This window comes from Nocardiopsis aegyptia, from assembly GCF_013410755.1.
GTDB classification, from domain to species: domain Bacteria; phylum Actinomycetota; class Actinomycetes; order Streptosporangiales; family Streptosporangiaceae; genus Nocardiopsis; species Nocardiopsis aegyptia.
In genome coordinates this window covers 382,340-406,385 of the sequence record NZ_JACCFS010000001.1, presented here as the reverse complement: position 1 = coordinate 406,385, position 24,046 = coordinate 382,340, and the positions used below count along the sequence as shown (strand labels likewise).

Sequence of the window (24,046 nt, the reverse complement as noted above, 5' to 3'; positions counted from 1 at the left end):
CTCCGCCGCCGCGGGCGCCTTCGGAGGGCTCCTCGTCGTCCTCATCGACGACATCGTGCTCCTGTTCTCCCCTCTCGTCCCGAGGAGTGCCACCCCCCATGACCGTGTTCGTCGCCGTGCTGTCCGTCCTCGTCGGAGCGCTGTGCCTGCTGAACCTCCTGCTGACCGTCGGCGTGATCCGGCGCCTGAAGGAGCACACCGCACACATCGAGGAACTGCGTTCCTCGGCCTCCGGCGCACCAGTCCAGATCATGCTCCCGGCCGGTGAGGAGGTCGGCGACTTCTCCGCACGGACCGTCGACGGCGCCGAGGTGAGCCGCGGTTCGCTGGGCGGGGAGACGCTCGTCGGCGTCTTCTCCCCGGGCTGCTCCGCCTGCGCCGAACAGCTGCCCCTGTTCACCGAACTGGCCGCGTCCTTCCCCGGTGGGAAAGACCGCGTGCTCGCCGTCGTCGTCGGCGACGCCGAGGAGTCGGCGCGCGAGATCGCCGAGCTCACCCCCGTGGCCCGCGTGGTCCAGGAGGCGCACGGCGGCGGTACGTCCACGGCACTTGGTGTCAACGGGTTCCCCGCCCTGGCCCGGATCGACACGGCCGGGCGCGTCCTGGCGAGCGGATACAGCGTCTCGGACGTGGAGGTCCTGGCCGGTGTCTGAACCGACGGCCGAGCAGGCGTCCGGTGGAGTGCGCACGACCGTCCGCGGGGCGGGCGCCGCGCTGGCCCTGGCCTGGCAGACCGGGTGGTACCTGCCCGTCACCCACGGTCTGCTGGTGCTGGTCCAGGCCGTGGTTCCGGTGGTCATCGCCTGGCAGACCAAACTGATCCTGGACCTGCTGGTGACCGGGGGCGCCACCGGGACCCTGTTGTCCCTGGGCCTCGGCCTGGCCGCCGCCGGGGTCGTCGCGGCGCTGGCCCCCTTCGCGGTCCAGTACATCACCGCCGAGACCGCCCGCCGGGTCGGTCTGCTCTCCCAGGACCGCCTGTTCGCCGCCGCGGAGCGCTTCGCCGGCCTGGCCCGCTTCGAGAACCCGGCGTTCCTCGACCGGCTGCGGCTGGCCCAGCAGTCGGGCGGCGACAGCCCGAGCCAGGTCGTGGCGGCGGTCTTCTCGCTCGCGGGCGGGATCGTCACGATCGCCGGGTTCCTGGGGTCGCTGCTGGTGATCAGCCCGTGGATGGCGTTGTTCGTGCTGGCCGCGGCCGTGCCCGCGCTGGCCGTGGAACTGCGGCTGTCCCGGGCCCGCGCCGCGATGATGTGGCGGATCGGTCCCGTGGAGCGGCGCGAGTTCTTCTTCCGGGACCTGCTGTCGAACGTGCAGGCCGCCAAGGAGCTGCGGCTGTTCGGGGTCGGCCCCTACCTGCGCGACCGGATGAACCGGGAGCGCGTGGAGTCCAACGCCCAGCGGCGCCGCATGGACCAGCGGGAGCTGACCTCGCAGACCCTCCTGGGGATCCTGTCCGCCACGATCGCCGGCGCCGGGCTGGTCTGGGCGGTGCTGGCCGCGGTCCAGGGGCGGCTCACCGCGGGCGACCTGACCCTGTTCGTCGCGGCGGTGTCCGGGGTGCAGAACGCGCTCGTCCAGCTGGTGCGCGAGGTGGCGATGGCCCACCACCAGCTGCTGATGTTCGACCACTACCTCAAGGTGGTGGGGTCGGCGGCCGACCTCACGGTCCCCGCCCGTCCCCGGCCGGTGCCCGGGCTGCGCAAGGGCATCGAGTTCCGCGGGGTGTGGTTCCGCTACTCGCCCGAGCACCCCTGGGCGCTGCGCGACGTGAACCTGGTGATCCCGCACGGCGGCTCGCTGGGGCTGGTGGGGCGCAACGGGGCGGGCAAGAGCACACTGGTGAAGCTGTTGTGCCGGATGTACGATCCCGAGCGCGGGGCGGTCCTGTGGGATGGGGTGGATCTGCGGGACATGGACCCGGCGGAGCTGCGCAGACGGATCGGCGCGGTGTTCCAGGACTACATGGAGTACGACCTGACCGCGGCCGAGAACATCGGCCTGGGCGACGTCGACGTCCTCACCGACGCCGACACCGACGACGAGGCCCGACGGAACCTGGTCCGCGCCGCCGCCGAACGCGCGGGGGCGCACCCGGTCATCGCGGACCTGCCCCGCGGCTACGACACCCTGCTGTCCCGGATGTTCTTCGACATGCCCGGCGACGGGGACGAGGGCGACCAGAGCGGTGTGCCCCTGTCCGGTGGGCAGTGGCAGCGCCTGGCGCTGGCGCGAGCCTACCTGCGCGGCCAGCGCGACCTGCTGATCCTGGACGAGCCCAGTTCGGGGCTGGACGCCGAGGCCGAGCACGAGATCCACACCGGGCTGCGCGCCCACCGGCGGGGGCGGACGAGCCTGCTCATCTCGCACCGGCTCGGTACGGTGCGCGAGGCCGAGCGCATCGCGGTCCTGGACGAGGGCGCCGTCGTGGAGACGGGCACCCACGACGAACTCATCGCCGCGGAGGGCGTCTACGCCCGCCTGTTCGGGCTCCAGGCCCGCGGCTACCAGCCCCAGGCCGACGCCGTCCAGGAGGTGGCGCGGTCATGATGGTCCCGCTCCTCGCGTCGGCCGCGATCGCGGTGGCGGTCCCGGTCGGCGTGCTGCTGTGGCTCCACCGCACCCGGGTGGCCGTGGAGGTGGTCGGCCACAGCATGGAGCCCACGTTCCGCCACGGCGACCGCCTGCTCGTGCGCCGGGTCCCCGCCGCGCGGTTGCGGGTGGGGGACGTCGTGGTCCTGGGCCAACCGGACCCCGACGCGCTCGCGGACCTGTTCCTGCTGATGGGCACCGTGCCGCCCTGGGTGGTCAAGCGCGTGGCGGCTCTGCCCGGTGACCCCGTTCCCGACTCCGTGCCGGGCGGGGAGGGCGGGAACGGTCGCGTCGTGCCGCCCGGACGGCTGGTGGTCCTGGGGGACAACACCGACCACAGCACGGACTCGCGGGTGTGGGGTCCCGTCCCGGACGACCGCGTGCTGGGCACCGTCCACCGACGGATGGCCGTCCCGCGGGGCGGACTCGCGGCGCCCGCGGCGGCGGACGACGGTGAGGCCCGCAGAGCGGGTCCCCCCGGTCCCCGGGAGGCGGGCCCCTGACGGGTCAGTCGAACCAGGGCTCCGGTCGGTTGAACTCGTCCACGCCCCGGGCGATGGCCTCCAGGTCCTCGGGCTCGGCCACCCGCAGCTCCAGGGCCTTCACCTCCTTGACGATCTCCTCCGGCCCGGGACGGATCTCGCTCTCCCGCCCGAGGACGACCTCGGCCAGGAGGCGGGGCACCACCTCCGTACGGATCCGGTCCGTGGGGAGTATGCCGTACGCGTAGGGCGACGGGCCGTTCAGGGGCAGCACGTAGGCGCCGTCGGCCGACTCCTCGCACAACGAGTCGGTGTCGTTGCACGCCGACCGCAGGGGGTCGGTTCCGCCGCCCATGCTCCCCGTCCCGGGACCGCTCCGCACCACGGCGTGCACAGAGGACGGACCGCGGTAGGTGACGGTGAACTCGCTCGAGTACACCTCCGCCTGGAACGGATGCCAGTTCTCGGTGTCGCCGATCACGACGATGTCGTGCGGGTAGGCCGTGTAGTCCGCCTCGGTCGTGCTCGCGTCCGGGGGCTCGCTCTCGGGACCCTCCGAGTGCACGATGCCCACGTTGGCCAGGAACAGCACACCGACCATCGCCACCACCCACCAGGGACGGCCCGCCCGCGAACCGGCCAGCGCGACCGCCGTGCATCCCGAGATGACCAGGACCGACAGCAGGGCACCGGCCAGCCAGGACGGGCCCGGCGGTGTCCGCTCCGGCAGCACGACGGCGGACAGGAGCCCGACCACCACCCCCACCAGGGTCAGGACCGCGAGCGAGACGCCGGGGCGCGGCGCCTCCCGCTGGGGCAGCACCCACAGCAGTGCGGCCGCCGACGCCGACCACGCGAAGGCCGCCGCGAGGACCCAGAACGGCCGCAACACACCCAGGGCCGACGCCGGCCAGGACGCCTCCCCGAGGAAGACGAGCGCGGCACAGGCCGACAGGGCGCAGGGCACGCCCAACAGGACCAGCCAGAGCAGGTGGACGGACCGGGAGGGTGGTGCGGGTCGTTCGGGGGAGGCGGCGCTCATGGGCCCGAAGCCTTTCCGGAGGGGCGGTGCGGAACCGGTCCACCCAACCATGCCCGGCGGTGGCGCGGACACGGCCCCTGTCCCGCGGTCGTCCCGACAGCGACCTCTACCCGTTCGAGAACGGGGCGTTCAGCGTGGTCATGGGGAGACGTCCGACGCAGCGGCGGATTCTCGGCGGCGATCGCGACACGGTTCCCCTGCTAGCGGCGGTCCAGCGCCGCCCTCGCCTGCCGCGCCAGCAGCACGGGCAGCAACAGCACCATCATCAGGCAGCCGCCTCCGGCGCCACCACCACCGGACTCACCTCTCAGGGGCGGGTTGCCGCTCCCGCCGTTGTTGGTGCACCAGGGTTCGCACTGGTCGAATTCATTGGCCCCGCAACAGGTCTTCACGGTCGCTCCCCGTGCCGAATGGTCATGCCGGTGTTGAGCCATGGGCTTCGGTCATGACAACGAGGGCGGGGCACGCGGATGTGCGTCTCAGTTGGCGCCCAGGAATTCGGGGGTGGTGGAAAAAGATCGATTCCCGCGGGGAACGGTGGCGGACATCCGGAAAGCGGGGACCCGTCGGGGAAATCGGGAACGGCGGAGCCGCGGCCGGGGGCGGCCGCGGCTCGGGTGAGGGGTCAGGCCAGGTAGCGGAACACGGCCTGGCCCACGACGGCGGGCTTGTCCTGGCCCTCGATCTCGACGGTGGCGTCGACGACGCACTGGACGCCTCCGCGGACGTCGGTGACCTCCGCCAGGGTGGCGGCCATGCGGATGCGCGAGCCGACCGGGACGGGGGAGATGAAGCGCACCTTGTTGAGCCCGTAGTTGATGGAGACGGAGATGCCCTCCATCACGAGCAGCTCGCTGAACAGCGGGATCACCAGCGACAGGGTGAGGTAGCCGTGGGCGATCGGGCCGCCGAAGGGGCCGTCCGCGGCGCGCTCGGGGTCGACGTGGATCCACTGGTGGTCGTCGGTCGCGTCGGCGAAGAGGTTGACGCGCTTCTGGTCGATGTCCAGCCACGAACTGTGGCCGAGGTCCCGTCCGGCGGCGGCACGCAGTTCGTCGAGTCCGTTCACGGTGATGGGCATGGGTGGGTACTCCCGTTCGGGTTCAGAGGGTGTGGCGCAGGCGCTGTTTGAGGAGCTTGCCGGAGGCGTTGCGCGGCAGCGCGTCGGCGAAGGCGAAGGACTTGGGCACCTTGTAGCCCGCCAGGTGGCGGCGGCAGTGGTCGGCGAGGTCGTCGGCGGTGGCCCCGGCCCGCTCCGACAGGACGACGACGGCGTGGCCGACCTCGCCCCACCGGTCGTCGGGGACCCCGATCACCGCGCAGTCCGCGATGTCGGGATGCTCGTGCAGGACGTTCTCGACCTCGGCCGGGTACACGTTCTCCCCGCCGGAGATGTACATGTCCTTCACCCGGTCGACGATCCGGACGTAGCCGTCCTCGTCGGTGACGGCGACGTCGCCGGTGCGGAACCAGCCGTCGGTGGTGTGCGAGGACGGGGTGCCGGCGCCGCGCCCCCAGTAGCCGAGCATGACGTTGGGGCCGCGGACCACGATCTCCCCCGGTTCGTGCGGGTCGGCGGGCGTCAGGTCGGGGCGCACGACCCGCGCGTCGGTGAAGAAGCTGGGCCGCCCGGCCGATCCGGCCTTGCGCACGGCGTCGGCGGCGCCCAGGAACAGCACGCCCGGGGCGGTCTCGGTCATGCCGTAGCCCTGGAGGAACGTCAGCCCGCGCTTCTGGTAGGTGGCGATGGTGGTGTCCGGTACCGGCGCCCCGCCCGCTTCGAGGATGCGGATCGAGGACAGGTCGGCCTCGGCCCACCGGGGCGCGGCCGAGAGGGCGTTGAACATGGCCGGGACGCCGAACATCCAGGTCACGCCCTCGGACTCGATGAGGTCGAGGGTCAGGTCCGGGTCGAACCGGGGCGCGATGACCACGCGGGCGCCCTTGAGCAGGGTGGGCAGGCAGGTCATGTTCAGGGCGGCGGTGTGGAACATCGGCGCCGTGACCAGGGTGACCTCGTCGGCGGTGATGTCCACGTCCAGGAGCACGTTGACGCAGTTCCACGTGATGTTGCCGTGGGTGAGCATCGCGCCCTTGGGCCGTCCGGTGGTCCCGGACGTGTACATGATCATGCAGACGTCGTCGAGTCCCACGGGGGCGTCGAGGGGCTCGGGCTCGTGGGCGGCGATCAGCTCCTCGTACGCCGGTGCCGTGGCGCCCGCCGGGGCCGTCCCGGCGCGGTCGTCCTCGCCCCGCTCCGCGGTGCCCGCGACCCGGACCAGCTGCGGGACGGCGCCCGCCGCGCGCAGCTCGGCGGCGGGTCCGGTGTGGTCGCCGCCGTGGAAGAGCAGCGCCGGGGCGCAGTCCCGCACGATCGTGTCCAGCTCCGGGGTGGCCAGGCGGGTGTTGAGGGGCACGAAGACCGCGCCCACCGTGCCGCAGGCCAGCAGGGTCTCCAGCAGCGCGGGGTGGTTGCCGCCCAGGTAGGCGACCCGGTCGCCGGTCCGCACGCCCAGACCGCGCAGCGCCCAGGCCAGGCGCAGCACGCGTGCGTGGAGCTCGGCGTAGGTGAGTGCGGCGCCCTCGTGGACGACGGCCACGCGTTCGGGGGAGGTGCGCGCCCGGCGGGCGGACCACGATCCCAGGCCTTCGTTGAGCATGGCTACTCCTCGGGATGGGGGGTGAGCCCGAGCAGGCGCGCGGCGTTGTCCTTGAGGATCTTGGGCCTGACCTCGGGCTTGATGTCGAGCTTGTCGAAGGCCGCCAGCCACCGGTCGGGGGAGATGACCGGGTAGTCGGAGCCGAAGAGGACCTTGTCCTGGAGCAGAGAGTTGGCGTACTGCACCAGGATCGGCGGGAAGTACTTCGGTGACCAGCCCGACAGGTCGATGTGCACCTCGGGTTTGTGGACCGCGACGGACAGGGCCTCCTCCTGCCAGGGGAAGGAGGGGTGGGCGAGGATGATGGGCATGCCGGGGAAGTCGGCGGCCACGTCGTCCACGTGCAGGGGGTTGGAGTACTTCAGCCGGATGCCGCCGCCACCGGGGACGCCCGCGCCGATCCCGGTCTGGCCGGTGTGGAACAGCGCGATGGCACCGCTCTCGCGGATCGCCTCGTAGACCCGGTAGGCGGAGCGGTCGTTGGGGAAGAACTCCTGCAGCGAGGGGTGGAACTTGAACCCCTTGACCCCGTACTCCTCCACCAGGCGCCGGACCTGGCGGGCGCCCAGGGCGCCCTTGGCCGGGTCGACGCTGGCGAAGGGGATGAGGACGTCCGGGTGCGCCAGGGCGGCCTCGGCGACCTCCTCGTTGGGAACCGCGGGCAGACCGGTCGCGGACTCGGTGTCCACGGGGAAGACCACGCAGGCCATGGAGCGCTCGCGGTAGTGCGCGGCGATCTGGTCGAGCGTGGGGCGGCGCTCGCCCTCCACCTTGAAGTAGTCGCCGGAGGCCGCGTGCAGGTCCGCGCCGATCGCGTCGCCGCCCCGGGCGGAGACCTCGGCGTGGGTGTGCACGTCGATCGCGGTGACGCGGTCCAGGTCGATGCCCTTCGCGCCGCCCATCAGGCGCCCTTCCCGGACTCGGCCGGCGCGGCCGGCGCGGCGGAGGCGCCGCGGCCGTCCTGGCCGCCCTGCGCGGCCTCGGCCGGCGCGGTGGGAGCCGGGATGCCCACGCTCTGCTCGTCGCGGCCCAGCGTGGTGGCCCACACGGCGCCGATGTCCTCCGCGCTCCAGCCGCCGTCGCGGTAGGCCACGGACACCTCCTGGGGGTGCGCCCACAGGGACAGCCGGTCGCCGCCCACGCCCACGCACTGGCCGGTGACGTGGGCGGACTCGGGGGAGGCGAGGTAGGCGACCAGTCCGGCGCAGTCCTCGGGCGTGCCGAACCCCTCGGCCTGGCGCATCCACCCGGGCAGGGGGACGCCCTCGTCCTGGGCGGCGGCCACGTGCGGGGCGAACGCGGGGATGGTGGCGGTCATCGCGGTGGCGGCCACCGGGACGACGGCGTTGACGGTGATCCCGGCGCGGGCGCACTCCATCGACCAGGTGCGCACCATCGCGGCGATGCCCGCCTTGGCGGCGGCGTAGTTGGTCTGGCCGAAGTTGCCGCGCTGGCCGGCGGGGGAGGCGACCATGATGAGCCGCCCGCCCTCCCCGCGCTCGCGCATGTGGGTGACGGCGGCGCGGGCGCAGGTGAAGGCGCCGCGCAGGTGCACGTCGATCACGGTGTCGAAGTCCTCGTCGGACATCTTCCACAGCACGCGGTCGCGCAGGACGCCCGCGTTGGCGACCAGCACGTCCAGGCGGCCGAACCGCTCCACGGCCGTGTCGACCAGTGCCTGCGCCGTCGCGGCCGGGCCCACGGGCGCGGCGTGTGCGACGGCGGTCCCGCCGGCCTTGGCGATCTCCTCGGCGACGGTGGCGGCGGCCTCGGCGTCGGCGTCGTTGACGACGACCGAGGCGCCGCGGCGGGCGAGTTCGAGGGCGTAGGCGCGGCCGAGGCCGCGGCCCGCCCCGGTCACCAGGGCCGACTGTCCGCTGAGGTCCATCGGGTGTCTCCGTTCTCCAGGGGGTGCGCCGCTCTGGGCGAGTGCCACGAAGTTATGCGAAATGATGACGGCGGTCAAGAAAATGCATAAGATGAATGTGTGCGGTGGGCGCACTCCGGCGCCCGTTACGCTGATCAGCGAGGGGGCGGGATGACAGGACACATCGTCGAGCGGGAACCCGAGGCCGAGGAGGCGGCGGACACCGGATCGGCGGGCGCGGTACGGCCGCGGCCGCAGTCGCTCATGCTCGCCTTCCTCGGCCGGTTCGTCCTGGGCCAGGACCTGCGGGTCTTCTCCGGGTCCTTCATCGACGTCTTCGCCCGACTGGGGGTCTCCGAGCAGGCCGTGCGCTCCACCCTGAGCCGGATGGCCCAACGGGGCATGCTCGACCGAAGACGCAGCGGCAGACGCGTCTACTTCGGACTCACCTCCCGCGCCGTCGACGTGCTCACCGACGGCGACCAGCGCATCTGGGACGCCGGGGTGGTCAACCTCGACGAGGACGGCATGTGGACGCTGCTGTCCTTCTCCCTGCCGGAGTCCTGGCAGCGCCAGCGGCACGACCTGCGCTCGCGCCTGTCCTGGGCCGGGTTCGGACCCCTGCGCAGCGGGCTGTGGATCGCGCCGACGGTCGTGGACACCAGCGCCTTCGTCGACGAACTCGGCCTCACCGACCACGTGCACGTCTTCCACGCCCGCCTGGGCGCGCCCACCCAGGCCGCCCAGGTCGTCAACGAGGCCTACGACGTCGACGACCTGGCCGAGGGGTACCGGCGCTTCCTGGACCGCTGGGACACCGCCGACCCCGCCCCCGAGGCGCCCGACGACCTGGCGCGCCTGCTGCTGCTCACCTCGGAGTGGATGCGGCTGATCCGTACCGACCCGCGCCTGCCGCTGGCCTACCTGCCCGACCCCTGGCCCGCGGTCCCCGCGCAGGAGCTCGTCTACGACCTGCACCGGCGCTACGGGGAGGCCGCGACCAGGATCGTCGAGGAGGTCGTGGACACCCTGCCCGCCGACTGAGGAACGGTCCCGGTGCGGGGGCCGGCGCCCAGGGCGGGCCCCGGCCCCCGGCCCGTCGCCGGTACCGGTGACGGCGCCCGGGGCGTCCCGGCACCGGCACCGCTCCTCCCGTCGCCTCAGGTCGGCGCCGGCGCGCGCCCGTCCGCACCGGCACGCTCCCGCCCCTGGCGGGCGCGTACCCGTCGCCGCCACCACTCGGCCAGCGACGGCACGACCCCGTGCGGCAGGAACAGCACCGTCAGCACCAGCACCAGGCCGTAGACCGCGTAGGTGAACACCGAGGGCGCGTAGTCCGGCATCCCGCCCAGCGTGCCCAGCACGCCCAGGTAGTGCACCAGCACCGTCACCAGCGCGGTGCCGGCCACCGCGCCCCACACCGAGCCCAGCCCGCCGACCACCGCCATCACCACGTAGGTGATCGACATCGACACCGGGAACATCCCTGGCGACAGGAAGCCGATGTAGAACGCGAACACCCCGCCCGCCGCCCCGGCGAACGCCGCCGAGACCGCGAACACCGTGAGCTTGTACCGGCCCACCGGGATACCCGAGGAGGCCGCCGCCGTCTCGCTCGTGGCCAGTGCCCGCAGCGCGCGGCCCGGTCGCGACCGCACGATGTTGCGGGCCACGACCACCACCACCGCCAGCACCGCCCACGCCACGTACGCGTAGCCCTGGTTCGTGGACACCTCCAGCGGGCCCAGGGACAGCAGCGGGATCCCCTGCAACCCGGTACTGCCGCCCAACGCGTCCGTCTGCGCCACCACGACCAGGAAGATCAGGTGCACGGCGATCGTGGCGAAGGCCAGGTGGTGGCCGCGCAACCGCAGCAGCGGCAGCCCCAGCACCAGCGCGCACAGCGCCGCCACCACCGGCGCGGCCAGCAGCCCCGCCAGGGTGGGCAGGCCCGCCTGCGACACCAGCGCCGCCGTGTACCCGCCCGTGGCGAAGAACACCGCCTGGCCCAGCGACACCTGCCCGGCGTAGCCCATCAGCAGGGAGATTCCCACCACCACGCTCGCCGACACCGCCACCTGCACGTAGACGGCCAGGCCGCCGCTGTCCAGCACCAGGGGCAGCGCCAGCGTGGCCGCGGCCACGGCCAGTACCGCCCACACACCCGCGGACCTCATACTGTCACCTCCTGGTGCACCGAGGGCCGACGCGCCGCGTGCCAGATCATCACCGCGAGCATCACCACGAGCGCGACCGTCGTCTGGTAGGCCGCGTTGCCGTACCCGGCCACCAGCGCCTCCACCACACCGAGCAGCACGCCCCCGGCCAGGGCGACCATCGGCCGGGTCAGCCCGCCCAGCACCGCCGCGGCGAACCCGTGCACGATCAGCGTCACGTCGGAGTCGAACGACATCGGCCGCAGCGGCGCCACCAACACCCCGGCGACACCGCCCAGCACGCCCGCCAGCACGAACGCGAACTGGGCCATCCGCGCCACCGGGATCCCCGTCACCCGCGCCGCGTAGGGGTTGGACGCGCACGCCGTGAGCGCCTTGCCCAGGTAGGTGCGGGTCAGGAACAGCCACAGCGCCAGGAACACCACCGCGGTCACCCCGATGACCAGCAGGTGATGGCGGCGCACCGGCACACCCAGCAGCGACGTCATCCCCGGCAGCCCCGGCGTGGAGCGCGGAGTGTCGCCGAACACCGCGACCAGGACGGCGTAGGCCAGGAACCCGACCGCCAGCGTCACGATCAGCGCGGTCATCGGCGCGGTGCCGCGCCGGCCCAGCGCCAGCAGTCCGGTCACCGCCCCGGCGGCGGCCGCGACGGCCACCGCCAGCAGTTCGGCGCCGCCGTGCCAGATCCCGGCCCCCAGGAACGCCGACGCGCACAGCCCGCCGACCACCGCGAACATGCCCTGGGCGAAGTTGACCACCCCGGTCACCCGGTACACGGCCACCAGCCCGCTGCCCACCAGCGCGAACCCGCACCCGATGGCCAGGCCGCTGACGACGTGCGCGAGCAGCGTGATCATGGCGCCACCCCGCCGCCCAGGTAGGCGCGGGCCACCGCGGAGCCCCGGGCCAGCTCGTCGCACGCACCCGCGGCGACCACCCGCCCGGCCTCCAGCACGTAGGCCCGGGAGCACACCTCGAACGCCAGTCGGGCGTTCTGTTCGATGAGCAGCACGGCCATCCCCTCCTCACGGTTGAGCCGGACCAGGTGCCGCACCAGGTCGTCGACGATCTTGGGCGCCAGGCCCAGGGACAACTCGTCCACGGCGAGCACGTCCGGACGACCCATCAGCGCCCGGCCGACCGCCACCATCTGCTGCTGGCCGCCCGAGAGGGCGCCCGCGCGGCGACCGCGCAGCCCCTCCAGGTCCGGCAGCACGCCGTACACGTGCCGGGGGTCGCGGTCGCGGACCCTCCACGCGCCCAGGCGCAGGTTGTCCTCGACCGACAGGTCGCCGAACAGCTGCCGCCCCTCGGGCACGTGCGCGAACCGGCCCTCGGTCGCCACCCGGCCCGAGGCGGGGCGCACCACCCCCGACAGGGTGTCGACGAGGGTGGACTTGCCAGCCCCGTTCGGCCCGACCAGCGCGACCATCTCACCGGCGCCGACCTGCAGTTCGACCCCGTCCAGGGCGGTGGCCGAGCCGTAGCGCACGACCAGTTCCTCCACGGTGATCACGCGGCGGCCCCTTCCCCCGTGCCCAGGTAGGCCGAGACCACCGCCGGATCGCGCCGCACCTGCTCCGGCGTGCCCTCGGCGATGACCCGGCCCAGGTCCAGGACGGTGACGCGGTCGGACAGCCGCGAGACGAACGCGACGTCGTGCTCGATGAGCAGGGTCGTCTGGCCGTCCTCGTGCAACTCCTCCACGATCGAGGCCAGCCGTTCGCGTTCGGGAGCGCGCAGCCCGGAGGCCGGCTCGTCCAGCAGCAGCAGATCGGGATCCGCGCACAGGGCGCGGGCGAGCTGCATGGCGCGCTGCTGGCCGATGGGCAGGGACGCCGCCGGGTCCTCGGCGCGGTCGGACAGGCCCACACGGTCGAGAGAGCCCAGGGCCAGCTCCCGGATGCGCCGCTCGGCGGCCCGGTGGGCGGGCAGGCGCAGCACGGCCGCGGTGAACCCGGCGCTCGCGCGCAGGTGCGCGCCGACCATGACGTTCTCCAGCACGGTCATCCCCGGGAAGATCCGGGCGGCCTGGAAGACGATCGCCACGCCGCGCCGGGCCCGCCGGTGGGCCGGGAGCCGGTCCAGGGGCCGCCCGTCCAGGCGGATCGCGCCCCGGTCCGGGCGCAGGTGCCCGCTGATGAGGTTGAACAGGGTGGACTTGCCGGCCCCGTTGGGGCCGATGATGCCCCGGGTCTCGCCGTCGGCGACGGTGAGGTCGACGTCCTGGACGGCGTGCACCCCGCCGAAGGAGCGGCCGAGCCCGGTGATCTGGAGTTCGGCCACCTCAGCCCCCGTACGCGGCGTCGAGCTGCTCGACCGCCCAGGGCACGGGCACGAAGGCGCCGTCCTCGACGGTGTTGACCGAGATCGCGTCGGTGGTGATCCCGGCGTGGTCGGACCCGGAGTAGGAGTAGGTGCCGTTGGGGGTGACCAGGGTCAGCTCCTCCAGGGCCGCCAGGATGTCGGCGTGCTCGGTGGAGCCGGCGTTCTCGATCGCCGCGACGAGCAGCTGCACGGCGCTGTAGCCGTCCAGGGCGAACTGGGGCGGGGCGTAGCCGTGCTCCTCGGAGAAGGCGGCCGACACCTCGTCGATGACCTGCTTCTGCTCGCCCTCGGGCAGGTGCTCGCCCACGACGCCGATCGAGCTGAGCACGGTGACGCCCTCGGCGGCGTCGCCGGCGGGCTCCAGCCACAGGTGGCTGGCCTGGGCGCCGGTCATGACCAGGGGGACGTCGGCCTCCACGGACTCGTACTGCTGGGCGAAGGTCACCGCGGGCGGGCCGGTGCCCCAGAACAGCAGGGCCTGGGGGTCGACGGAGTCGAGTTCGCTGAACACGTGGCCGAAGTCGGTGGTGTCCTGCTGGTACTCGTTGACGGCCGTGATCTCGATGCCGTAGTCGTCGGCGAGCTCCTCGGTCGCCAGGAACCCGGCGACGGCGTAGGTGGTGGCCGAGTAGGCCACGGACACCTCGGTCAGCCCCTCGGCCTGGAAGTACTGCAGGGCGCGCTCGGCGTAGGCGGCGGCCGTGGCCGGGACGACGAAGACCTCGTCGCGCAGCGGGTCGAGCTGTTCGTCGGCGGGGGTGGGGGAGAGGTAGGGGACCCCGGCGCGCTCGACGGCGGGGATGGTGGCCATGGCGCTGTCGGAGACGGCCGAGCCGATCACGGCGACCGGGTCCTGGGACTGGATGTCGTTGAAGGCCAGGACCGCCTGGTCGGGTTCGCTCTGGTCGTCGCGGGTGATGAGCTCGATCTGCCGGCCCAGGACCCCGCCGTCCGCGTTGACCTGGGCGACCGCGAGTTCGACGGCCAGTTCGTTGTCGGTGCCCAGCGCCGAGTAGCCGCCGGTCAGTGGCGTGATGTAGCCGATGCGGACGGTGTCGCCGGAGGCGGCGTCCCCGCCACCACCGCACGCGGTGGCCGAGACGGCGAGGATGGTGAGTAATGAGAGGAACCTGCGCACTGGGGGTGCTCCTGTGAATTGGGGGGTGTGAGGGCGCCCAGAGGGGTGGGGGCGCGGGCGGTCGGGCGTGGGCGGATGGCGCCCCGGGCCGAACGGTCGGTGACGAAGATCACCGGGGCCCCAACTTATGCAGATATATGACGTCAGTCAACAAGTTGCACAACTTGGATCGCACGGCGCCATGTGATAAAGGCAGTACGCAGCGTGGCGTCGGTGGATGGTCGCGGACGGGGCGTGGAGGACGGCCCGGTCCACGCCGCCCGAAACAGGTTGCCCCGCGGCGACCGGGCGCGTAGCGTCGCCGGCACCGCCGACGAAGGCGCGTCCCGGTCGCGCCCCTCGGATCGGTGGAGGGAAGGCAGGCGGAACCATGGCGTCCCGACTCCTCGCGCTCTGCTTCGACGCGAACGACCCGGACGGCCTCGCGCGCTTCTGGTCCGGTGCCCTGGGCTGGGAGACGGCCGACGACCCCGCCGGAGGGGCCACGCTCCTGCCGGCCGACGACACCGGGTTCCGGATCCGGTTCGTACCCGCCCGAGAGCGCAAGTCCGGTCCCAACCGGATGCACCACGACCTCACCAGCGGCTCCCCCGAGGACCAGCGCCGAACCGTGGCCACGTCGCTGCGGCTGGGCGCCCGGCACATCGACATCGGCCGGCGCCCGGAGGAGCCGCACGTGGTGCTCGCCGACCCCGACGGCCACGAGTTCCGCCTGAGGGCCCCCGCCCGGCGCGAGGCCTCATGACGGTGCTCGTCGTGGGCGGCAGCGGGTTCCTCGGCCGCGAGGTGGTCCGGCGGGCGTCGGCCGCGGGCCACCGGGTGGCCGCGACGTACCGGACCCGGGAACCCGACGGGGCCGAGGCGGACGCGGCCGGGGCGGCCTGGCACGCACTGGACGTCCGGGACCGTCGGCGGGTCGCCGACCTGGTCGCCGCCGTGCGACCGGACGTGGTCGTCAACGCCGCGTACCGGCAGTCCGACTGGGAGACCACCGCGGACGGCGCCGCGCACGTGGCCGTCGCCGCCGCCGAGAGCGGTGCCCGGCTGGTCCACGTCTCCAGTGACGCCGTGTTCTCCGGCGGTGCGGTCCACTACGCCGAGACGGCCGTGCCCGACCCGGTCTCCCCCTACGGCGCGGCCAAGGCCGCGGCCGAGACGGTGGTCGCGGCCGTCGCCCCGGACGCCGTCATCGCCCGCACCTCCCTGATCATCGGCGACGGCGGTTCCGTTCAGGAACGCCGGGTGCACGCCCTGGCCAGGGGAGAGGCCAACGGAGTGCTGTTCACCGACGACGTGCGCTGCCCCGTCCACGTCGGCGACCTGGCCGCCGCGCTGGTGGAGCTCGCCTGGTCCGATCACGTCGGCGTCCACCACGTCGCCGGCGCCGACGCGGTCAACCGCCACGAACTCGGAACCCTGATCGCCCGCCGGGACGGCCTCGACCCCTCGGCGCTCCCCTCGGGTCGGCGAGCCGACACCGACCTGCCAGGCCCCTTCGACGTGCGCCTGGACTGCACCGCCACACAGCGGCGCCTGCGCACCGTCCTGCGCGGTGCCCGCACGTTCCTGCGCTGACTCCGCCCGGCGAACCGGCGGGGGAGATCCGAGCGATCGCGCGTCGCGATGAGTTCCGCGGCCTCCGCCGGTCGTACTGTCGAACCCCCGGGACCGAGGAGGACGTCCGATGCGCAGTGTGACCTACTCGATGGCCGTGTCGCTGGACGGCTACGTCGTCGGGCCCGACGGCTCCTTCGACTGGACGACACCCGACGAGGAGATCTTCCGCCTCGCCACCGACGAGGTGCGCGGCGCCGGTGTCCACCTGCTGGGACGGCGGCTGTACGAGACCATGCTGTACTGGGAGGACGCGGACCAGCACCCGTCGCTCGACTTCTCCACACGCGAGTTCGCCGGCCTCTGGCGGGCGCTCCCCAAGGTGGTGTTCTCCAGCACGCTGTCGACGGTGCGGGGCCGCGCCCGCCTGGCCTCCGGCGGCCCGGCCGAGGAGATCGGGCGGTTGCGAGCCGAGCCGGGGGAGGGCGACATCGCGATCGGCGGCGCGACCCTCGCCGCCGAGGCGGCCGCGTCGGACCTGATCGACGAGTACCGGGCCAGGGTCCACCCGGTGCTGCTGGGCGGCGGCCTCCCGTTCTTTCCCCGACACGAGCGGAGGGTGGACCTCGAACTCGTCGAGAGCCGCACCCTCGGCTCCGGCGTCGTCTACCTCCGCCACCGCGTCGTGCGCTAGCGGCCACCGGCCCATCCGGGCGCACGGACGCCACCTGCACCGGGGCAGGCGGGTGCTCCCGGAGCTCCCACGGGGCATGACATCTGTCATCTCACGTTCATGAGGACCGCAGCGCGAACCCGTGTGAACCGGCACTCCTGCGCGCCCCCGCGCCTGATTAGCGTTGAGGCATGAACCCCTACGACGAGAGCCGTCCACCGCCGCCGCGACGCCGCGGCCCGCGCCCCGTTCCGCCGGGCGTGCCCTACCACCGCGTCCTCGCCGACGGCCGGCGCCGGATCTGGCGGGGCATCGCCGCGCTCACGCTCCTGGTCGGCGGGGCACTCCTCTTCAGCTTCGCCCTCACCCTCGGATCCCTCGTGGTCGACACGATGCTCGGCAGGGACAGCGTGCTGACCGGCGGTAGCGAGCTCACCCCCCTGGCCATGGGCGCGACCCTCCTCGGGCTCGCCCTGCTCCTCCCGTGGAGCATGCTCATCCAACGCTGGCTCTACGGTGTGCGGGCGGCCTCGCTGCACTCGGTCGTCTCGCGCTTCCGGCCCGCGGTGTTCGGTCGGGCGGTCCTGGTGATCGTCCCCGTCTGGGCCGTCTACATGACCGCCTTCTCCGCCTTCACTCCCGTGGACGAGGTGCCCTGGCGGTTCGCGGACCTGCTCGCGATGCTCGCGATCACCCTGATCCTGGTGCCGCTGCAGTCGGCCGGTGAGGAGTACGGGCTGCGCGGGCTCGCCTTCCGCGTCGCCGCGAGCTGGGGACGCGGTCCGCGCGCGGCGCTGATGATCGGCGTCGTGGTGTCGAGCCTGCTGTTCATGGCGCTGCACTTCGCGGCCGACCCCTGGCTCAACGTCTACTACTTCACGCTGGGCGCCGCGTTGGCCCTCATCACGTGGCGCACCGGCGGACTCGAGGCCGCGATCGTGATCCATGCGGTGAACAACATGATCGCGTTCCTCATCCTGATCCTCCTGCGTTCGGATCCGGCCACCATGATGGACCGATCGGTGGGCACCGGGTCGGCGGCCCTGCTGGTGCCCTGCGCGCTCCTCGTCGCGATCACGGCCGTGGTGTGGTGGCGTACGCGGGACTCGGGACCGGCCCTGACCCCGGCCGGTCTCCACGAGTACGAGCCCCGCCAGGAGCAGGAAGCCCGGTGACGCGCGCCCTCCGGGTGTGAGGGGCGGCCGCCTGGTTCAGCGGGTGGAAGCGGTGTCGGCCGAGGCGCTGACCTCGGCGATGGCGTGGGTCTGCGCCCAGTCCAGCAGCGGCAGCAGGAGCTGGGTGACCTGTTCGCCGCTGTCGGTGAGGCTGTAGACCACGAACGGCGGCACCACGGGGCGGGCGTCGCGCAGCACGAGGCGGTCGGCCTCCAGGGTGCGCAGGGTCTGGGCGAGCATCTTCTCGCTGATGCCGCCGATGCCGCGCAGGAGCTCGCTCCAGCGCCGCGGGCCCTCGGAGAGGGCGACCAGGACGAGCACGCCCCACTTGCTGGTGATGTCGCCCAACAGGCGCCGGGACGGGCAGTTCTCGGACAGGACCTGTCCGCCGACGGTCAGGAGCTCGGAGGAGTCGAACGGCGTCGAGGAGGACGGTGTCGTCATCCCTCGACGATACCTGTCCATTTCAAGAGACCTCGGTTTCAAGAGACCTCGGGTCGGTGCCGTGGTCGACGCCGTCGCCGTCGAGCTCTCGGGCCGGCCCCTCGGGAACTCCGGCCGGGGCGGCGGAAGGCGGCAGGTCGGCTCCCGAGGACCGGAGGCGGTGGGATAGCGTGGCCCTCGACTTATAACGACTGTCATAAGCACGTGTCCGCCGGACCCGGGCGCGGGGTGCCGGCCGCACTCTCTCCCAAGGAGGCCGCAGCATGGAAACCGGGCCCGAAGCGTTCTACCTGCCCCTCGACGACCACACCTACGAGCCCACCGCCGCCACCGAGAGCCCGTGGGACAGCCGTGCCCAGCACGGCGGCCCGCCCTCGGCCCTGCTGGGCCACGTGATCGACCAGGCCGTCGGCCCCGGCCTGCGCCTGGGCCGGATCTCCGTGGACTTCCTCGCCCCCATTCCGCGCCTGCCCGCGCGGGTGGAGCTCACCACGCTCCGGCCCGGCCGCCAGGTCCACCTCACCCAGGCCGACATGGTCATCGACGGGCGCACCGCCGTGACCGCCCGCGCCTGGCACATCGCCACCGGGCCCACCCCGCCGGTGCGCAGCGAGCCCGTGGCGCCGCCGCCCCTGCCCGCACCCACGGGGGAGGACCTCTTCGCCGGACGCGAGGACTGGGGGTACGGCCAGGCCATCGAGTGGCGCTTCGTCGAGGGCGGCTTCACCGACCTCGGCCGCGCCCGGGTGTGGACGCGCGTGCGCATCCCCCTGGTGGCGGGGGAGAAGCTCACCGGCGCGGCCCGAGCGCTGATCGTCGCCGACTCCGCCAACGGGCTGTCGGCGGTCCTGCCGATGGACGAGTGGCTGTCCATCCCGCCCACCATGACCACCACCCTCCTGCGTCACCCCGAGGGCGACTGGACCCACATGGACTGCGGCACCGAGCTGTCCGACGACGGTCTCGGGCTCACCCGGGCGGCCCTGTCCGACGCCGGGGGCCGCCTCGGCGAGGTCGCCCAACCCCTGCTCGTGCGCCGGCGCTGACCCCGGGCGACCTGACCCACGAACAGGCCCCGCCGGTGGGTCCCACCCGGACCGGTTCGATCCGGGGCGCGCCCTCCGGGGGGCACGTCGCGCGGCTGGAGGCCGGAGGACGGGTGCTGCCGACCGCGCTCCCGGCCCGGGTACTAACCAAAAAGTGGGTACAGGAACTTTGGAATGTGCGGATCGGCGGCCAGGTTGGCACCACACAGCGGCCGGGATCGACCCGGTCCACGATCGGAAGGACCCGCACATGTCCGTCGTCATCACCGGTGCCACCGGCCAGTTGGGCCGCCTCGTCGTCGAGGACCTCCTGGTCGGCGGGCTGCCCGCCGACCAGATCACCGCCACCGGGCGCGACACCGCCAAGCTGGCCGATCTGTCCGCCAGGGGCGTCTCGACCGCGCGCGCCGACTTCGAGGACCCCGCCTCGCTCAAGGCCGCCTTCCGGGGCGCCGACATCCTGCTCCTGGTCTCGAGCAGCGAGGTCGGCAAGCGCGTGGACCAGCACCGCAACGCCGTCGAGGCGGCCGAGGACGCCGGCGTGGGCCACATCGTCTACACCAGCGTGCTCGGCGCCACCGAGTCCAGCCTCGTCCTGGCGCCGGAGCACAAGGCCACCGAGGAGATCATCCTCGCCTCCGGCCTGACCCACACGCTCCTGCGCAACGGCTGGTACAGCGAGAACTACGAGCAGCAGCTGCACCAGGCGCGCGAGACCGGCACCCTCCTCACCAGTGCCGGAGCGGGACGGGTGGCCAGCGCCTCGCGCCCCGACTACGCGGCGGCCGCCGCCGCGGTGCTGCGCGACCCCGCCGCGCACGCCGACGCCGTGTACGAGCTGTCCGGTGACACCGCGTGGACCTTCGACGAACTCGCCGCCGCGATGGCCCAGGCCCTGGGCCGCGAGGTCGCCCTCACCAACGTGACCCCCGAGGAGCACGAGGCCGTCCTGACCGGTGCCGGGCTGGACGAGGGCACGGCCCGGTTCGTCGTCGGCCTGGACACCGGGACGCGCGAGGGTGAGCTGTCCTCCACCACCGGTGAGCTCTCCCGTCTCATCGGGCGCCCCACCACCCCCTTGGTCGAGACCCTCACCACCCTGGTGTGAGCCGACCGATCCGCCGCTCGGGCGCCGGTCGTTCCTCGGGGCCGACCGGCCCCCGGGGCCGCCCGGTCGCCCGCACCGGGGTCCTCAGCCCTCGGTGGCGGCCAGGCGTCGGCCGAGGCCCTCGGCCCCGCTGCGCAGCGCCGGGACCAGCCGGGACAGGTCCGCGCGGACGGTGCGGACCACGATGCCCAGAGCGGCGGCCGGCGGCCCGGACCCGGTCGACACCGGGACCGCCACCGAGCACGAGCCCAGGGACATCTCCTCGCTGGTCGAGGCGTAGCCGCGCTCGACGGCCGTGCGCAGCTCGCGCAGCAGCCGCCCCCGCTCGGTGATGGTGTGCGGGGTCTGACGCGAGAGCGGGCGGTCGCAGTAGGCGCGCCGGAAGTCCTCGTCGGCCCAGGCGAGCAGCGCCTTGCCGACGCCGGTGGCGTGCAGCGGCAGGTGGGCGCCCACCCGGGAGAGCACCGGGACCGAGCGGTGCCCGGACAGCTTCTCCACGTACAGGGCCCGGTCCCCGTCCAGGACCGCGAGGTGGATGTTCTCCCGGGTGGCCTCGTACAGGTCCTGCATGAACGGCAGGGCGGTCTCGCGCAGCCGGTCGGACACGGGAGCGAGCAGCCCCGTCCGCCACAGGCGCAGGCCGATCCGGTAGCGGCCGTCCTCGTCGCGGTCCAGCGCGCCCCAGGCCACCAGGTCGCCCGCCAGCCGGTGCGCGGTGGCGGGCGGCAGCCCGGAGCGCCGGGCGAGCTCGGTCAGGGTCGCCTCGGGGTGCGCGGCGTCGAAGGCGCCGAGGAGGTCCAGGGCGCGGGCGGTCACCGAGCGACCCGCCGCTGTGCTGTTGCCGGCCATGGATCCATTCTCGCCGATCTTCCACTGGACGGAACGCCCCGCTGGTCTGTGACCTGACGCACCGATTCAGTGGGGGCATGAACTCACTCACCACCCGTACCCAGGTGGCCATCATCGGGGCCGGACCCGCCGGCCTGACCCTCTCCCACCTGCTGGCCGCCCGCGGCATCGACTCGGTCGTCGTGGAGACCCGCGACCGCGCGGCGATCGAGAGCACCATCCGCGCCGGCGTCCTGGAACAGGGCACCGTGGACCTGTTGACGGGGACCGGGGTGGACACGCGCGTCCGGACCGAGGGCGCCCGGCACGACGGCGTCGAGTTCCGCTTCGGCGGCCGGGGCCACCGGATCGACTTCGCGGGGCTCGTGGGGCGGTCGGTCTGGCTCTACCCGCAGCACGAGGTCCTCAAGGACCTGATCGCGACCCGTCTGGCCGCCGGCGCCGACCTGCGCTTCGGCGTGAGCGACGTGGTCCCGGTCGGCGTGGAGACCGACAGCCCGGCGGTCCACTTCACCGACGCCCAGGGGCGGCGCGTGGAACTGCGCTGCGACGTGGTGGCGGGCTGTGACGGATCGGCCGGGGTGAGCCGCACCGCCCTGCCGGAGGACCGGCGCGTCGACCACTTCCGCACCTACCCCTTCGGCTGGTTCGGGATTCTGGCCGAGGCGCCGCCCTCCTCGCCCGAGCTGGTCTACGCCCACTCCGACCGCGGGTTCGCGCTGATCAGCACCCGCACGCCCGACGTGCAGCGGATGTACTTCCAGTGCGCCCCGGACGAGGACCCCTCGGCCTGGAGCGACGCCCGGATCTGGGACGAGCTCCAGGCGCGGGTGGCCGGGGACGGCTTCGCCCTGAAGGAGGGGTCCATCTTCCAGCGCGGCGTGATCCCGATGCGCAGCTACGTGTGCGACCCGATGCGTTTCGGGCGGCTGATGCTGGCCGGGGACGCGGCGCACACGGTGCCGCCCACCGGGGCCAAGGGCCTGAACCTGGCGGTGGCCGACGTGATCGTGCTCGCGCGCGTGCTGGAGGAGTTCCTGGCCTCGGGGGAGGAGCGGCGGCTGGACTCCTACGGGCCCACGGCACTGCGCCGGGTCTGGCGGGCCCAGCACTTCTCGTGGTGGATGACCTCGATGCTGCACACCCCGCCGGAGGCCACGCCGTTCGACCTCCAGCGCCAGCTCGGCGAACTCGACATGGTGACGAGCAGCCGGGCGGGCGCGGCCTACCTCGCCGAGGCGTACACGGGCTGGCCGATCGACGACTGAGTCCGACCCCTGACCACCGACCCCTGACCCATGACGACGGTGCCCGCGGGCGTTGCCCCGTGGGCACCGCCGTGCCGCGTTTGTGCGTAATACGCACAGTTGTGTGTATTACGAACACATGGCACGATGTGGTGCTGTGTCACAGATCATTCTGTTTGTGACTCCACATCACGTTCATGCCTGAACACCCGTATCGGGTGCTTCCGCGTGCCTGGAGAACTGGAGGAGGCGCTCCGTGGACCGAACCGCGCGCCACACCGGGTGGGTCATGCCCCTGTGCTGGATCGCCGTGCTGCTCGACGGCTTCGACATGGTGGTGCTCGGCACCACGCTGCCCACCCTGCTGGACCAGGCGCAGTGGGGCATCACGCCCAACAGCGCCTCCGCGGTCTCGACCGCGGGCCTGGCCGGGATGGCGATCGGCGCCCTGTTCATCGGTACGGTCACCGACGTGATCGGCCGCCGCAAGGTGATGATCTTCGCCGTCGCGAGCTTCTCCCTCTTCACCGCCCTGTGCGCCCTGGCGCCCTCGCTGTTCGTCTTCGGGCTGCTGCGCTTCCTCGCCGGCGTCGGTCTGGGCGGCTGCCTGCCCACCGCGATCGCCCTGGTCACCGAGTACGCCCGCGGCGGCCGGGGCGGCAGCGCCACGACGACCATCATGACCGGCTACCACGTGGGCGCCGTCCTGACCGCCCTGCTCGGCATCCTCGTCCTGCCGTCCCTGGGCTGGCGCGCCATGTTCGTCATCGGCGCCCTGCCCGCCCTTGTGCTGGTGCCCCTGATGGTCCTGCGCCTGCCGGAGTCGCGGGTGCTGTCCGAGAAGACGGTCGAGAGGCATGCGGTGGGCCAGGGGCTCCAGTCGGTGCGCTCGCTCTTCCAGGGCGGCATGGCCCGCTCCACGGTGGCGTTCTGGATCGCCTCGTTCCTGGGCCTGCTCCTGGTCTACGGACTCAACACCTGGCTCCCGGAGATCATGCGCGCCGCCGGCTACGAGCTCGACGCGGCGCTGGGCCTGCTGCTCGCCCTCAACGTCGGTGCCGTCATCGGCCTGGTCGTCGCCGGCCGGGTGGCCGACCGGTTCGGGCCGCGCCCGGCCGCGCTGGGCTGGTTCACCGTCTCGGCGCTGATGCTGGCGGCGCTCAGCGTCAAGCTGCCGGGTGCGGGCGCCTACGTGGCGGTGCTGCTGGCGGGCTGCTTCGTGTTCAGCTCGCAGGTGCTCGTCTACGCCTACATCGGGCGGGTCTTCGCGCCCGCCAACCGGGCGACCGCGCTCGGTTGGGCCGCCGGGGTCGGCCGCCTCGGCGCGATCACCGGGCCCATCCTCGGTGGACTCCTGCTCACCGCGGGCCTGGCCTACCCGTGGGGCTTCTACGCCTTCGCGGTGATCGGCGTGCTGGGAGCGGTCGCGGTCTTCGCGGTCCGCCGACCCGGTGCGGCCACGGCGGAGCCGACGGTCGCGGCCTGCGAGGAGACGTCCGCCGCGGCGGTGCCCGCGTCCCGCGACTGACCTGGCGGAAGCACACCGAGGGGTGTCGGGAGCATCGCGCTCCCGGCACCCCCGATTCGCGCCGGCGGCCTGCCCGGCACCGCTGGCCCGGGGCGCGCGGCCGCGGGCTTCCCGGCGCCCCTGGTTCGTGTCCGCG

25 protein-coding genes are annotated in these 24,046 nt (G+C 73.3%); 12 read left to right on the top strand and 13 right to left on the bottom strand.

Annotated elements, in window-relative coordinates; translation table 11 throughout:
* The first annotated feature begins 98 nt into the window (after positions 1 to 98).
* Genes HNR10_RS01865 through HNR10_RS01855 form a run of 3 tightly spaced genes read left to right on the top strand, consistent with a single transcriptional unit; the run spans position 99 to position 3,092 of the window.
* A complete protein-coding gene (locus tag HNR10_RS01865) occupies positions 99 to 653 on the top strand; it encodes a TlpA family protein disulfide reductase (RefSeq protein WP_246406005.1) in 555 nt (184 codons plus the stop codon).
* Positions 646 to 2,547, top strand: coding sequence for an ABC transporter ATP-binding protein (locus HNR10_RS31905; protein WP_179820348.1), 1,902 nt, complete (start codon positions 646 to 648; stop codon positions 2,545 to 2,547). Before HNR10_RS01865 ends, HNR10_RS31905 begins: the two co-directional genes overlap by 8 nt.
* Positions 2,544 to 3,092, top strand: a complete 549-nt coding sequence (locus HNR10_RS01855; protein ID WP_218897585.1) for a S26 family signal peptidase — start codon at positions 2,544 to 2,546, stop codon at positions 3,090 to 3,092. Before HNR10_RS31905 ends, HNR10_RS01855 begins: the two co-directional genes overlap by 4 nt.
* 4 nt (positions 3,093 to 3,096) lie before the next feature.
* Here the strand turns inward: HNR10_RS01855 and HNR10_RS01850 are convergent, their stop codons facing one another.
* The 6 genes from HNR10_RS01850 to HNR10_RS01825 all read right to left on the bottom strand — a co-directional run bounded on the left by HNR10_RS01850 (position 3,097) and on the right by HNR10_RS01825 (position 8,661).
* Positions 3,097 to 4,113, bottom strand: coding sequence for a hypothetical protein (locus HNR10_RS01850; protein WP_179820346.1), 1,017 nt, complete (start codon positions 4,111 to 4,113; stop codon positions 3,097 to 3,099).
* 200 nt (positions 4,114 to 4,313) lie between these two features.
* Positions 4,314 to 4,505 carry a hypothetical protein gene (locus HNR10_RS01845; RefSeq protein ID WP_179820345.1) on the bottom strand — a complete coding sequence of 64 codons (192 nt, stop codon included), beginning with the start codon at positions 4,503 to 4,505 and terminating at the stop codon, positions 4,314 to 4,316.
* A gap of 233 nt (positions 4,506 to 4,738) precedes the next feature.
* Complete coding sequence (locus HNR10_RS01840) at positions 4,739 to 5,194, bottom strand: MaoC family dehydratase (RefSeq protein ID WP_179820343.1); 456 nt, start codon at positions 5,192 to 5,194, stop codon at positions 4,739 to 4,741.
* A 22-nt stretch (positions 5,195 to 5,216) separates the two neighbouring features.
* On the bottom strand, positions 5,217 to 6,773 hold the full coding sequence (locus tag HNR10_RS01835; protein WP_179820342.1) for an acyl-CoA synthetase: 1,557 nt from the start codon (positions 6,771 to 6,773) through the stop codon (positions 5,217 to 5,219).
* Positions 6,774 to 6,775: 2 nt separating this feature from the next.
* The gene (locus tag HNR10_RS01830) at positions 6,776 to 7,675 is read right to left on the bottom strand and encodes an amidohydrolase family protein (RefSeq protein ID WP_179820340.1); all 900 of its coding nucleotides are present in this window, start codon (positions 7,673 to 7,675) and stop codon (positions 6,776 to 6,778) included.
* Positions 7,675 to 8,661 carry an SDR family NAD(P)-dependent oxidoreductase gene (locus HNR10_RS01825; protein ID WP_179820339.1) on the bottom strand — a complete coding sequence of 329 codons (987 nt, stop codon included), beginning with the start codon at positions 8,659 to 8,661 and terminating at the stop codon, positions 7,675 to 7,677. The genes HNR10_RS01830 and HNR10_RS01825 overlap by 1 nt, the downstream gene beginning before the upstream one ends.
* Positions 8,662 to 8,811: 150 nt before the next feature.
* Here HNR10_RS01825 and HNR10_RS01820 point away from each other — a divergent pair, with 150 nt between their 5' ends.
* Positions 8,812 to 9,684: a PaaX family transcriptional regulator gene (locus tag HNR10_RS01820; RefSeq protein ID WP_179820337.1), complete on the top strand. Its 873-nt coding sequence runs from the start codon at positions 8,812 to 8,814 to the stop codon at positions 9,682 to 9,684.
* Positions 9,685 to 9,800: 116 nt separating this feature from the next.
* On the opposite strand, the gene HNR10_RS01815 is transcribed toward HNR10_RS01820, so the two are convergent.
* Genes HNR10_RS01815 through HNR10_RS01795 form a run of 5 tightly spaced genes read right to left on the bottom strand, consistent with a single transcriptional unit; the run spans position 9,801 to position 14,286 of the window.
* Complete coding sequence (locus tag HNR10_RS01815; RefSeq protein ID WP_179820335.1) at positions 9,801 to 10,817, bottom strand: branched-chain amino acid ABC transporter permease; 1,017 nt, start codon at positions 10,815 to 10,817, stop codon at positions 9,801 to 9,803.
* Positions 10,814 to 11,677, bottom strand: a complete 864-nt coding sequence (locus HNR10_RS01810) for a branched-chain amino acid ABC transporter permease (protein ID WP_179820334.1) — start codon at positions 11,675 to 11,677, stop codon at positions 10,814 to 10,816. The genes HNR10_RS01815 and HNR10_RS01810 overlap by 4 nt, the downstream gene beginning before the upstream one ends.
* Positions 11,674 to 12,336 carry an ABC transporter ATP-binding protein gene (locus tag HNR10_RS01805; RefSeq protein ID WP_179820332.1) on the bottom strand — a complete coding sequence of 221 codons (663 nt, stop codon included), beginning with the start codon at positions 12,334 to 12,336 and terminating at the stop codon, positions 11,674 to 11,676. The genes HNR10_RS01810 and HNR10_RS01805 overlap by 4 nt, the downstream gene beginning before the upstream one ends.
* Positions 12,333 to 13,106, bottom strand: coding sequence for an ABC transporter ATP-binding protein (locus HNR10_RS31900; protein WP_179820330.1), 774 nt, complete (start codon positions 13,104 to 13,106; stop codon positions 12,333 to 12,335). The genes HNR10_RS01805 and HNR10_RS31900 overlap by 4 nt, the downstream gene beginning before the upstream one ends.
* Position 13,107: 1 nt before the next feature.
* Positions 13,108 to 14,286, bottom strand: coding sequence for an ABC transporter substrate-binding protein (locus tag HNR10_RS01795; RefSeq protein WP_179820329.1), 1,179 nt, complete (start codon positions 14,284 to 14,286; stop codon positions 13,108 to 13,110).
* Positions 14,287 to 14,656: 370 nt separating this feature from the next.
* Between HNR10_RS01795 and HNR10_RS01790 the strand changes: the two genes are divergently transcribed.
* The 4 genes from HNR10_RS01790 (at position 14,657) to HNR10_RS01775 (ending at position 17,688) form a co-directional block, all read left to right on the top strand.
* Complete coding sequence (locus HNR10_RS01790) at positions 14,657 to 15,031, top strand: VOC family protein (RefSeq protein ID WP_179820327.1); 375 nt, start codon at positions 14,657 to 14,659, stop codon at positions 15,029 to 15,031.
* Positions 15,028 to 15,861: an SDR family oxidoreductase gene (locus HNR10_RS01785; protein WP_179820325.1), complete on the top strand. Its 834-nt coding sequence runs from the start codon at positions 15,028 to 15,030 to the stop codon at positions 15,859 to 15,861. Before HNR10_RS01790 ends, HNR10_RS01785 begins: the two co-directional genes overlap by 4 nt.
* A gap of 109 nt (positions 15,862 to 15,970) precedes the next feature.
* Positions 15,971 to 16,534, top strand: coding sequence for a dihydrofolate reductase family protein (locus HNR10_RS01780; protein ID WP_179820323.1), 564 nt, complete (start codon positions 15,971 to 15,973; stop codon positions 16,532 to 16,534).
* Between the two features lie 170 nt (positions 16,535 to 16,704).
* Positions 16,705 to 17,688, top strand: coding sequence for a CPBP family intramembrane glutamic endopeptidase (locus HNR10_RS01775; RefSeq protein ID WP_179820321.1), 984 nt, complete (start codon positions 16,705 to 16,707; stop codon positions 17,686 to 17,688).
* Positions 17,689 to 17,724: 36 nt separating this feature from the next.
* Here the strand turns inward: HNR10_RS01775 and HNR10_RS01770 are convergent, their stop codons facing one another.
* On the bottom strand, positions 17,725 to 18,132 hold the full coding sequence (locus tag HNR10_RS01770; RefSeq protein WP_179820320.1) for a winged helix-turn-helix transcriptional regulator: 408 nt from the start codon (positions 18,130 to 18,132) through the stop codon (positions 17,725 to 17,727).
* Positions 18,133 to 18,395: 263 nt separating this feature from the next.
* Between HNR10_RS01770 and HNR10_RS01765 the strand changes: the two genes are divergently transcribed.
* Complete coding sequence (locus HNR10_RS01765) at positions 18,396 to 19,178, top strand: thioesterase family protein (RefSeq protein ID WP_179820318.1); 783 nt, start codon at positions 18,396 to 18,398, stop codon at positions 19,176 to 19,178.
* A 250-nt stretch (positions 19,179 to 19,428) separates the two neighbouring features.
* Positions 19,429 to 20,286, top strand: coding sequence for an SDR family oxidoreductase (locus HNR10_RS01760; protein WP_179820316.1), 858 nt, complete (start codon positions 19,429 to 19,431; stop codon positions 20,284 to 20,286).
* 84 nt (positions 20,287 to 20,370) lie between these two features.
* Here the strand turns inward: HNR10_RS01760 and HNR10_RS01755 are convergent, their stop codons facing one another.
* Complete coding sequence (locus HNR10_RS01755) at positions 20,371 to 21,135, bottom strand: IclR family transcriptional regulator (protein ID WP_179820315.1); 765 nt, start codon at positions 21,133 to 21,135, stop codon at positions 20,371 to 20,373.
* Between the two features lie 77 nt (positions 21,136 to 21,212).
* On the opposite strand from HNR10_RS01755, the gene HNR10_RS01750 reads away from it, so the two are divergent.
* Together HNR10_RS01750 and HNR10_RS01745 are read left to right on the top strand one after the other, a co-directional pair.
* Entirely contained in the window at positions 21,213 to 22,403 is a 1,191-nt protein-coding gene (locus tag HNR10_RS01750; RefSeq protein ID WP_179820313.1) for a 4-hydroxybenzoate 3-monooxygenase, read from the top strand.
* Between the two features lie 235 nt (positions 22,404 to 22,638).
* Positions 22,639 to 23,910, top strand: coding sequence for an MFS transporter (locus tag HNR10_RS01745; protein WP_312889050.1), 1,272 nt, complete (start codon positions 22,639 to 22,641; stop codon positions 23,908 to 23,910).
* Positions 23,911 to 24,046: the final 136 nt, after the last annotated feature.